At 68.6% G+C, this 11077-nt stretch carries 10 protein-coding genes; 7 read left to right on the forward strand and 3 right to left on the reverse strand.

Going from position 1 to position 11077, the window contains the following annotated elements; all coding sequences use genetic code 11:
- The coding region (locus ABDW35_RS22445; RefSeq protein WP_343716108.1) for a LacI family DNA-binding transcriptional regulator at window positions 1–562 on the reverse strand (562 nt) is incomplete at its 3' end.
- A 152-nt stretch (window positions 563–714) separates the two neighbouring features.
- Between ABDW35_RS22445 and ABDW35_RS22450 the strand changes: the two genes are divergently transcribed.
- The 4 genes from ABDW35_RS22450 to ABDW35_RS22465 all read left to right on the forward strand — a co-directional run bounded on the left by ABDW35_RS22450 (window position 715) and on the right by ABDW35_RS22465 (window position 5903).
- On the forward strand, window positions 715–2355 hold the full coding sequence (locus ABDW35_RS22450) for an alpha-glucosidase family protein (RefSeq protein ID WP_343716109.1): 1641 nt from the start codon (window positions 715–717) through the stop codon (window positions 2353–2355).
- Between the two features lie 114 nt (window positions 2356–2469).
- Window positions 2470–3747 (forward strand): ABC transporter substrate-binding protein, encoded by a 1278-nt coding sequence (locus ABDW35_RS22455; protein WP_343716110.1) that lies wholly within the window; start codon window positions 2470–2472, stop codon window positions 3745–3747.
- 186 nt (window positions 3748–3933) lie between these two features.
- Complete coding sequence (locus tag ABDW35_RS22460; protein ID WP_343716111.1) at window positions 3934–5043, forward strand: sugar ABC transporter permease; 1110 nt, start codon at window positions 3934–3936, stop codon at window positions 5041–5043.
- Window positions 5044–5057: 14 nt separating this feature from the next.
- Window positions 5058–5903 (forward strand): carbohydrate ABC transporter permease, encoded by an 846-nt coding sequence (locus tag ABDW35_RS22465; RefSeq protein WP_343716112.1) that lies wholly within the window; start codon window positions 5058–5060, stop codon window positions 5901–5903.
- Between the two features lie 321 nt (window positions 5904–6224).
- On the opposite strand, the gene ABDW35_RS22470 is transcribed toward ABDW35_RS22465, so the two are convergent.
- Window positions 6225–7721 (reverse strand): MDR family MFS transporter, encoded by a 1497-nt coding sequence (locus ABDW35_RS22470; RefSeq protein ID WP_343716113.1) that lies wholly within the window; start codon window positions 7719–7721, stop codon window positions 6225–6227.
- A gap of 215 nt (window positions 7722–7936) precedes the next feature.
- Here ABDW35_RS22470 and ABDW35_RS22475 point away from each other — a divergent pair, with 215 nt between their 5' ends.
- Window positions 7937–8536, forward strand: coding sequence for a septation protein A (locus ABDW35_RS22475; protein WP_343716114.1), 600 nt, complete (start codon window positions 7937–7939; stop codon window positions 8534–8536).
- Window positions 8533–9222 (forward strand): pyrimidine 5'-nucleotidase, encoded by a 690-nt coding sequence (locus ABDW35_RS22480; RefSeq protein ID WP_343716115.1) that lies wholly within the window; start codon window positions 8533–8535, stop codon window positions 9220–9222. Before ABDW35_RS22475 ends, ABDW35_RS22480 begins: the two co-directional genes overlap by 4 nt.
- Before the next feature lie 174 nt (window positions 9223–9396).
- On the opposite strand, the gene ABDW35_RS22485 is transcribed toward ABDW35_RS22480, so the two are convergent.
- A complete protein-coding gene (locus tag ABDW35_RS22485) occupies window positions 9397–9849 on the reverse strand; it encodes a DUF2147 domain-containing protein (RefSeq protein WP_343716116.1) in 453 nt (150 codons plus the stop codon).
- 203 nt (window positions 9850–10052) lie between these two features.
- Between ABDW35_RS22485 and ABDW35_RS22490 the strand changes: the two genes are divergently transcribed.
- On the forward strand, window positions 10053–11077 hold a 1025-nt coding region (locus ABDW35_RS22490; RefSeq protein ID WP_343716117.1), incomplete at its 3' end, for a 3-isopropylmalate dehydratase large subunit.

Here is an 11077-nt window from a genome sequence, read left to right on the forward strand (position 1 = left end):
GCCGGCGATGGCCGAGGCCCAGCACATGCTGCGCCACCTTGCGGGCGGCGCCGCGGTCGTCGATGCCGACGAAGGCCACGCCCTCCGGCACCTGGTTGTCGATCGCCACCACCGGCAGGCCGCGGCGCAACAGCGGCGCCCAGGCCTCCGCCCCATTGAGGAAGCCGTAGACCAGGAAGCCGTCGACCGCGGCGCGGTGGATGGCGCTGCGGCTGGCCGGGCTTTTCACCGCCGGCAGGATCAGGAGGCCGGACCGCGCCTTCTCGCAGGCGCTGGCGATGCCGCGCAGCATGCCCACCGCCGCCGGGTCGTCGAAGGCGAAGGGCAGCGTCTCGTGGAACAGCAGGCCGATCGCCTCGGCCTTGCCGGTGCGCAGCATCCGCGCCGCCGGGTTCGGCCCGTGCACGCCCATCGCCCGGGCCGCCGCCATGATCCGGTCGCGCAGCTCGGCCGACAACTGGTCCGGCCGGTTGAAGGCGTTCGACACCGTGGTGCGCGAGACACCGACCGCCGCCGCGATGTCCAGCAGCGTGCCCCGCCGCTTCTCCGATCCGTCGCTCATGCGGGCAGCCTAGAGACTCCCTCTTGATCGATCAAGAAAGCGTCTGTTACTGTAAAAACTGAATGCATTCAGATGATCCTGGCCAGGGGGCGGGACGGCGCGCGCGGAGTCTCGCTGACGCGCGGATGCAGGGGGACATGCGGAGGGGATGAATGCGCGAATGGTGGCGCGGCGCGGTGATGTACCAGATCTATCCGCGCAGCTTCCTGGACACCAATGGCGACGGCGTCGGCGACCTGGCCGGCATCACCGAAAAGCTGGACCACATCGCCGATCTCGGCGTCGACGGGATCTGGATTTCGCCCTTCTTCAAGTCGCCGATGAAGGATTTCGGCTACGACGTGTCGGATTACCGCGACGTCGACCCGATGTTCGGCACGCTGGCCGATTTCGACCGGCTGATCGATAAGGCGCATGCGCTCAACCTCAAGGTCATCATCGACCAGGTGATCAGCCACACCTCCGACCAGCACCCCTGGTTCACCGAGAGCCGGTCGAGCCGCGACAACCCGAAGGCCGACTGGTTCGTCTGGGCCAACGCCAAGCCGGACGGCAACCCGCCGAACAACTGGCTGTCGATCTTCGGCGGCTCGGCCTGGCAGTGGGACACCCGCCGGCGCCAGTACTACATGCACAACTTCCTGACCCAGCAGCCGGACCTGAACCTGCACAACCCCGAGGTGCAGCAGGCGGTGCTGGATGTGCTGGAGTTCTGGCTGCAGCGCGGCGCCGACGGCTTCCGCCTGGACACCGCGAATTTCTACATGCACGACCGGCTGCTGCGCGACAATCCGGGCAAGCCGGCCGACCGGGCGCCGACCGGCGACGACCGGGCAGACAACCCCTACTACATGCAGCTGCACCTGTACGACAAGTCGCAGCCGGAGAACCTGCTGTTCCTGCGCCGGATGCGCGAGCTGATGAACCGCTATCCGGACCGGATGGCGGTGGCCGAGATCGGCGACGACGACCCGATCGGCCGCACCGCCGAATACGTCCAGGCCGACCTGCTGCACACCGCCTATAATTTCAGCCTGCTGAACGACACCTACAGCGCGGCGCATATCGCCACGGCGCTGACCGCCTTCGAGGCGGCGACCACCGATGGCTGGCCGTCCTGGGCCTTCTCCAACCACGATGTCCGGCGGGTGGCGTCGCGCTGGGGCGGAGCCGAGGCCGACCCGCGGCTGCCGCGCCTGCTGGTGGCGCTGCTGACCTCGCTGCGCGGCACCGCCTTCCTGTACCAGGGCGAAGAGCTGGGCCTGCCCGAGGCCGACGTCCCGTATGACAAGCTGCAGGACCCCTACGGCATTACCTTCTGGCCGGAGTTCAAGGGCCGCGACGGCTGCCGCACCCCGATGCCGTGGCAGGCCGAGGCACCCCAGGCCGGCTTCTCCGGCGCCGAGCCGTGGCTGCCGATCCCGGAGGCGCATCGCCGCCTGGCCGTGGACGTGCAAGCCGGCGACCCGGAGTCGACCCTGGCCTTCACCCGCCAGTTCCTGCGCTGGCGCCGCAACCACCCGGCCTTCGCCACCGGGTCGCTGCGCTTCCTCGACACCGCCGACGGGGTGCTGGCCTTCGAGCGGGTGCTGGAGGATGAGCGCATCCTCTGCGTCTTCAACCTGACCGGCGAGACCCGGATCTGGACTGCCCCGCCGACGCAGATCGCCCCGACCGACGCGCCGGGGCTGGGCGCCCGGCTGGATGGCGGCCGGGTGGCGCTGCCGCCCTATGCCGCCTTCTTCGGCGCATTGGCCGCCCAGGCGATTCAGGCGGAACAGAACGCCGCCTGAGACTTTGTTCATTTGGACTCGCCACAACCGGCGCGGCGAGTCACCCTTGGCCCAAGACGAGCACGCGGGGGGCGCGCCGGTCTTCCCCCGCTGCCAAAAGCAGACGGAGGAGACATGTCGAGGAGCGCAATCCTTCCCCTCAGCCTCGCCCTGGTCCTGGCCGGCGCCGCCGCGCAGGCGGAAGGGGTCAAGGTCACCATCTCCTGCGGCTCGGCCGGGGCCGAGCAGGCGCAGTGCCAGCAGGGCGCCAAGGCCTGGGCGGCGAAGACCGGCAACACGGTCGACGTCGTTGCCGCGCCGCAATCCACCTCCGACCAGCTGGCGCTGTACCAGCAGATCCTCACCGCCAAATCGGCCGACGTCGACGTGTTCCAGGTCGACGTGGTCTGGCCCGGCATCCTGGGCAGCCACTTCATCGACCTGAAGCCCTATGTCGACCAGGCGACGATCGACCAGCATTTCCCCAGCATCATCCAGGGGCTGACCCGCGACGGCCACCTGCTGGCCCTGCCCTGGTTCACCGATGCCGGGCTGCTGTACTACCGCAAGGACCTGCTGGAGAAATACAAGCTCAAGGTGCCGGAGACCTGGGCCGAGATGACCGAGGCCGCCAGGACCATCCAGGAGGGCGAGCGCAAGGCCGGCAACGACCGCTTCTTCGGCTTCGTCTTCCAGGGCCGGGCCTATGAGGGGCTGAGCTGCAACGCCCTGGAATGGGTCGTCAGCTTCGGCGGCGGCTCGATCGTCGGGCCGGACGGCAAGATCACGGTCAACAACCCGCAGGCGGCCAAGGCGCTGGACACCGCCGCCGCCTGGGTCGGCACCATCGCGCCCGACGGCGTGCTGAACTACATGGAGGAGGATGCGCGCGGCGTGTTCCAGTCCGGCAACGCCGCCTTCATGCGCAACTGGCCCTATGCCTATTCGCTGGTCAATTCCGGCGACAGCCCGGTCAAGGACAAGGTCGGCATCGCGGCCCTGCCGAAGGGCGACGGCGAGGGCGCCCGCCACGCCGCGACGCTGGGCGGCTGGAACCTGGCGGTGTCGAAATACTCCGCCCATCCGAAGGAGGCCGCCGACCTCGTCATGTACCTGACCGGCAAGGAGGAGCAGAAGCGCCGCGCCATCGACGCCACCTTCCAGACCACGATCCCGGCGCTGTACGAGGACCCCGACGTGCTGAAGGCGCAGCCCTTCTTCGCCGACCTGAAGGCGGCGTTCGAGAGCGCGGTGCCCCGGCCCTCGGCGATCACCGGCGAGCGCTACAACGAGGTCTCGACCCTGTTCTGGAACGCGGCCCACAACACCCTGTCGAAGCAGGGCGACGGCGCCGCCAACCTGGCGCAGCTGCAGAAGGACCTGAACCGGCTGAGCCGCGGCGGCCGCTGGTAAGGAGCCGGGCCGGCTCTCCCCCTCACCCTCCCGGCCTGCGGCCGGACCCCTCCCTCTCCCCCAGGAGAGGGAAGGTTCACCTCTCCTCGGGGAGAGGTCGGAACCGCGCAGCGGTTCCGGGTGAGGGGGTGGCTCCGGCCCCGCCATTGATCGAGCGCCTCTGCCCACACAATCGGGGAGGATCCCATGACCGTCGCCACCTCGACCCCGGCTCCTGCCACCCGTGCTGCGAAGCCGGCCGTCTCCCGGCTCAGCCGGCAGCGCATCCGCGCCGCCTGGATGTTCCTGATCCCGATGCTGCTGGTGCTGGCGCTGGTCGCCGGCTGGCCGCTGGTGCGGACCATCGCGCTGAGCTTCACCGACGCGACCCTGAAGGCCGAGCGGCCGACCCGCCTGGTCGGTTTCGACAACTACCTGTTCTACGGCCCGAACCGCGCCGATTGGGACGACAAGCTGGGCGGCTACTACGTCTTCTACGACCCCAAGGGCACCAACCTGGTGTGGAAGCCGGAGGAGGGCAAGTTCTGGGACATCGACGAGAACAAGCCGGTCGATTACGACGTCGACACCAGCGGCATCTTCTCGTGGCAGGGGCTGCTGGTCGACCCGGTGTGGTGGCGGTCGGCCTGGAACACCATCCTGTTCACCGTGATCTCGGTGACGATCGAGACCATCCTCGGCCTGATCGTCGCCATGACGCTGAACGCGCATCTGCCGGGACGCGGGCTGCTTCGGGCCGCGGTGCTGATCCCCTGGGCCATCCCCACCATCGTCTCGGCCAAGATGTGGGGCTGGATGCTGAACGACCAGTACGGCGTGGTGAACGAGCTGCTGCTGTCGCTGGGCGTGATCACCCACCGCATCGCCTGGACCGCCGATCCCGGCCTGTCGATGGCATCGGTGATCGCGGTCGACGTCTGGAAAACCACGCCCTTCATGACGCTGCTGATCCTGGCGGCGCTGCAGATGCTGCCGAACGAGGTGTATGAGGCGGCGAAGGTGGACGGCATCCGGCCCTGGCGCGTCTTCACCCGCATCACCCTGCCGCTGATCTGGCCGGCGCTGATGGTGGCGATCCTGTTCCGGGCGCTGGATTCGCTGCGGGTGTTCGACCTGATCTACGTGCTGACCTCGAACAGCATCAACACGATGAGCATGTCGGTCTTCGCCCGGCAGCAGAGCATCGATTTCGGCAATGTCGGCTTCGGCTCCGCCGCCTCGACCCTGCTCTTCGTCATCATCGCCGTGATCGCCGCCCTGTGGATGGTGGCGGGCCGCGTGCGGTTCGACAAATAGGGGGGAGGCGCATCATGGCCATGTCCAAAGCCAACCGCCGCGCGATCGGCCGCACCTTCTTCTACCTGCTGGTCGCCGCGATCATCCTGTACACGGTGTTCCCGTTCTACTGGGCCGTGATCTCCTCGCTGAAGAGCGGCCAGCAGCTGTTCGGCACCGAGCTGATCCCGCCCTCGCCCACGCTCGACAACTACGCCAGCGTGTTCCGCGAGCAGCCCTTCCTGACCAATATCGTTAACTCGCTCATCGTGGCCGGGTCGACCGTGCTGGTGTGCCTGGCGCTGTCGATCAGCGCAGCCTATGCGCTGGGCCGGGTGCGGTTCCGCGGCCGCAGCACGGTGCTGATGATCACGCTCGGCGTGTCGATGTTCCCGCAGGTGGCGGTGCTGACCGGGCTGTTCGAGCTGGTGCGCTGGGCCGGCCTCTACAACCAGCTCGGCTCGCTGATCGTCAGCTACATGATCTTCACCCTGCCCTTCTCGGTCTGGGTGCTGACCACCTTCATCCGCGAGCTGCCGCGCGAGCTGGAGGAGGCGGCAATCGTCGACGGCGCCTCGCCGCTGCAGATCCTGGTGAAGGTGTTCCTGCCGCTGCTGGGCCCGGCGCTGGCGACCACCGGCCTGCTGGCCTTCATCGCCGCCTGGAACGAGTTCCTGTTCGCCCTGACCTTCACCCTGACCAACGAGGTGCGGACCGTGCCGGTGGCGATCGCCCTGATCTCCGGCGCCACCCAGTTCGACATCCCCTGGGGCAACATCATGGCGGCGTCGGTGGTGGTGACCGTGCCGCTGATCGTGCTGGTGATGATCTTCCAGCGCCGCATCGTCTCCGGCCTCACCGCCGGCGCGGTGAAGGGGTAGCGGCGGCGAGAGAAGGAAAGTGCATCCCGGCGCCCGGGAAAAGGCGGCGCCGGGATGCGGACCGTCGGTCGGTCTGGAGGCCGGGACCCTAAACGTGCGGGACCCGGCAGGGAAGCACGAACGCTTCCGGATCTGAGACGATCGAGAAGGCTGAGCGCTTACCTCATCATGGTGAGCCTCCGTCATCCCGTGCGCGCTGCGGCGCGCAGTGCCGCTGCGCAGACACGGGATCCCGCACCGTCCTGCGAGAGATCCCGGGTCTGCAGCGCATCACTTCGTGCTGCGCCGCGCCCGGGATGACGGAAAGGCATGGCCGTGCCGCTACTCCACCAGGGCTTCCTTGGCATGAGCGGCGGCGCCGCTGCGCAGCGGCCGCTCCTCCATCAGCAGCAGCCAGACGAAGCCGAGGGCCAGGCCCACCGCCGCGGCCAGGAACAACCAGTGGAAGGCGCCGACCAGCCCCTCGCGCATCGCCGGGGTCAGGTCGCCGAGGTTTTCCGCCGAGCGGCCCGGCCCGCCGCCGCCGATGGCGCCCAGCACGATGGCGCCGAAGCCGGCGACGACGATGGCGCTGCCCAGCGAGCGGAAGAAGTTCATGCAGCCGGTGGCGGTGCCCAGCTGGTGCATCGCCACCGCGTTCTGGATCGAGATGGTGGTGACCGGCAGCACGGTGCCGAGGCCCAGGCCGATCGCGGCCAGCAGCACCTCGACCAGCCACATCGGCCGGCCGGCGGGGTCCAGCGCCAGCAGCACCAGCGCGGCCGCGGCGATCACCAGCCCGACCAGCGGCGTGCGCTTGTAATGGGTCATCCGCGCCATGAAGCGGCCGGCGATGTTGGCGCCGGTCACGGTGCCGGCCATCAGCGGCATCAGCGCCAGGCCGGCATTGCTGGCCGAGAGGCCGAGGATGCCCTCAAGATAGACCGGGACGTAGATCGACAGGCCGATGAAGGTGCCCATGACACAGAAGGCGGCGGCGGTGCCGGTGCCGACCACCGGATTGACCATCACCGCCAGCGGGATCAGCGGCTCGTCCGCCTTCAGCAGGCGCACGGCGAACAGCACCCAGAACACCAGCGAGACGGCGAACAGGCCGAGGATCTCCGACGACCCCCACGCATAGCGGGTGCCGCCCCAGGTCAGCGCCAGCATCGCGGCCACGGTGGCGCCGACCATCAGCACGGCGCCGAGCACGTCGAGCTTGTGCCGCCGCTCGTGCCGCGGCAGGCGGCGCAGCGCACCCCACACCATCCAGAAGGCGCCGAGGCCCAGCGGCAGGTTGATCCAGAAGATCACCGACCAGTGCAGGTGGTCGGCGAACAGCCCGCCCAGCACCGGCCCGACCACGCTGGAGGTGACGAAGACGCTGGCGATATAACCCTGGTAGCGCCCGCGCTCCTTCGGCGAGACCACATCGGCGATGATGGTCTGGGCCAGCGAGATCAGCCCGCCGCCGCCGAGGCCCTGCAGCGCCCGGGCCAGGATCAGCGCCAGCATGGTCGGCGCCAGGGCGCAGACCACCGAGCCGACGATGAACACGGTGATGCTGACCAGCAGCGTCACCCTTCGGCCGTGGATATCGCTGAACTTGCCGTAGAGCGGGGTCACCGCGGTCGAGGCCAGGAGATAGGCGCTGACCACCCAGGACAGGTGCTCGACGTCGCCCAGCTCCTGCCCGATGGTCGGCAGCGCGGTGGCGACGATGGTCTGGTCCAGCGCGGCCAGCAGCATGGCCAGCATGATGCCGATGATGATCGACCGGACGGTGGCGTGGTCGAGCGGCGCCGGGGCGGCGACCGCCGGACTGTGTGCGGACATGGTGCGGCGTTCCGAAGGCGGTGGCCGAGGGAAAGGGGTCGGCGGCGGCGAAGCGCCCCGAGCCCCCTAACCTTCGCCTCCGGCACTTGTCGTACAAGAGCGCTATGGGCAGTGCAGCCATCGTCGCCCGGCATGGGCCTGGCCGAGGGCGGGCGCGGCATTCGATCCTGCCGATCGCGGTTTCCAGCAAACGGCGCTTGGTCTAGGGTGCGGCCATGACCGACCAGACCCAGCCGCGGGCCGACACGCAGGCCGTCGCCAAGCCCGAGAAGGGCCCGTTCCTGCGCCTGGCGCTGGAGGCGGGGCCGCTGCTGCTGTTTTTCATCGCCAACCAGACCGCGGGCATCATGCCGGCCACGGCCGTGTTCATGGTGGCGACCGTGGTGGCCGTGGTGCTGTCGGTGCGGCTGGAGAAGCGCTGGCCGATCATGCCCATGGTCGGCTGCGTCTTCGTGCTGATCTTCGGCGGGCTGACGCTGTGGCTGGACAACGACCTGTTCATCAAGCTGAAGCCGACGGTGGTGAACCTGCTGTTCGCGGCGATCCTGTTCACCGGGCTGGCCACCGGCCGCAACTTCCTGAAGCTGATGATGGGCACGGTGTTCGAGCTGACGGAGCAGGGCTGGCGCATCCTGACCTGGCGCTGGGCCGTGTTCTTCGTCGTGCTGGCGGTGATCAACGAGGTGGTGTGGCGCGGCTTCTCGACCGAGTTCTGGGCCGGCTTCAAGCTGTTCGGCATCCTGCCTCTGACCCTGGTCTTCGCCATGGCGCAGATGCCGGTGCTGATGCGGCACCAGACCAAGCCGGCCGAATGACCATGCCGCCGACCGATCCGCTGCGGCATGTCGAGCACTGGGTCTTCGACCTCGACAACACCCTGTACCCCGCCCGCACCAACCTGTTCGCGCAGATCGACCGGCGCATGGGCGAGTATATCCGCGAGCATTTCGATCTGCCGCCGGACGAGGCGCGGGCGCTGCAGAAGCGGCTGTTCCGAGACTACGGCACCACGCTGAACGGGCTGATGCGGGAGCGCGAGATCGACCCCGGCCCGTTCCTGGAATATGTCCACGACATCGATATCTCGGCGATCGGGCCCAGCCCGGCGCTGGCGGCGGCGCTGGGCGACCTGCCGGGCCGCAAGATCGTGTTCACCAACGGCTCGGTCCGCCATGCCGAGCGGGTGCTGACGCGGCTCGGCGTCGTGGCGCAGTTCGACGGCATCTTCGACATCGTCGCCGCCGACTATGTGCCGAAGCCCGATCCCGGCCCGTACCGGACGATGCTGGACCGCTACGGCCTGGTGCCGGCCTCGACCGTGATGGTCGAGGACATGGCCCGCAACCTGCTGCCGGCGCACAGGCTGGGCATGACCACGGTGTGGGTGCGCACCCCGTCCGACTGGGGCCAGCCTTTGCCCGGCGACGGCCATATCGACATCGCCGTCGACGACACCGCGGAGTGGCTGGCGGCGGTGGCGGCGGCGCGAAGGACGATTTAAAGGCGAGAGCCCTTCGGAGCTCCAAACACCGTCATTGCGAGCGCAGCGAAGCAATCCGGGGGCCGTTTGGCGTGGCCCCTGGATTGCTTCGTCGGCTTCGCCTCCTCGCAATGACGGCGAGGGACGGAGGTCTCGCTCGCGGGAGAGTCAACGCAAAAGCGCCGGTTCAAATCCTCAGCAAGCCTTGAAGCTGCCCGGCTGCTGACGCGTCCAGGTGTCGGTGCGGCCCAGCAGGCTGATGCCGACATAGCCGCGCAGATCCAGCGTGTCCGGCCCGGTCAGGTGCATCTTGGCGTCGTAGGTCTTGCCGCTCTTCGGGTCGTAGATCGTGCCGTCCTCCCACTCCGTGTCGGAGACCTGGGTGAAGCTGTGCAGCATGATCAGCTTGCACAGCGGCTTGCTGCGCTTGCCCTCGTCCGGGTTGTTCACGTCGGTGGCCGGGGCATCCGGCGGCAGGCCGGCGATGCGGCCGCAGATGCCGGTGTTGCAGTCCAGGATCTCGATCACCGACCGGCCGTCCCCGGTGCGCCAGAAGCCCTTGATGCCGCCGGCGGCGGACGCCGGGCCTGCCCCCAGGACGACAGCCAGGCCGAGGGCGACGACGGAGGCGGCGCTGCGGATGGTCATGGGCACTCCCATATCTTGTGTTGTTGCTTCTCTCCCGAGGATGCGGCCGGACCGGAATCCTGTCCATCGTCCCGATTTGCACCGCGGGGAGGGTGACAACTTTGAAATTATTCCAGCTTTTGCCTCGGTTTGCCCTCGGCTATGGTCCAGCGTCGGCCGAAAGGGCCACCGGCGAACGAGCCGGACGGACGGAGATGTGAGAGATGAGCGCGCCGCGGACACTGTTCGACAAGATCTGGGACAGCCATGTCGTCCACCGCCAGGATGACGGCACGTGCATCCTCTATATCGACCGCCACCTCGTGCATGAGGTGACCAGCCCGCAGGCCTTCGAGGGGCTGCGCATGGCCGGCCGCAAGGTGCGGCAGCCGCAGGCCACCCTGGCCGTGCCGGACCACAACGTCCCGACCAGCGACCGCGCCGGCGGCATCGCCGACGAGGAGAGCCGGATCCAGGTCGAGACGCTGGAGAAGAACGCCGCCGATTTCGGCGTGCCGATCTTCACCATGAACGACATCCGCCAGGGCGTGGTCCACATCATCGGGCCGGAGCAGGGCTTCACCCTGCCGGGCACCACCATCGTCTGCGGCGACAGCCACACCTCGACCCACGGCGCCTTCGGCGCGCTGGCCTTCGGCATCGGCACCAGCGAGGTGGAGCATGTGCTGGCCACCCAGACGCTGCTGCAGAAACCGGCCAAGAACATGCGCATCACGGTCGAGGGCGACCTGCCGCTGGGCGTGACCGCGAAGGACATGATCCTGGCGATCATCGGCACCATCGGCACCGCCGGCGGCACCGGCCATGTCATCGAATATGCCGGCGACGCCATCCGCGCCTTGTCGATGGAAGGCCGGATGACGGTCTGCAACATGTCGATCGAGGCCGGCGCCCGCGCCGGGCTGATCGCGCCGGACGAGACCACCTTCGCCTATGTGAAGGGCCGGCCGCTGGCGCCGAAGGGCGAGGCCTGGGATCAGGCGGTCGAGTACTGGCGCACCCTGCCGTCGGATGAGGGCGCCCGCTACGACCGCGAGGTGGTGCTGAAGGCCAAGGACATCGTGCCGATGGTCACCTGGGGCACTAGCCCGGAGGACGTGGCGCCGATCACCGGCGTGGTGCCGGACCCCGACGCCGCGCCGGACGCCAACAAGGCCAGCGCCTGGCGCCGCAGCCTGGACTATATGGGCCTGAAGCCCGGCCAGCGGCTGAGCGAGGTGCCGGTCGA

Source organism: Inquilinus sp. (genome assembly GCF_039594555.1).
Lineage (GTDB): Bacteria > Pseudomonadota > Alphaproteobacteria > DSM-16000 > Inquilinaceae > Inquilinus.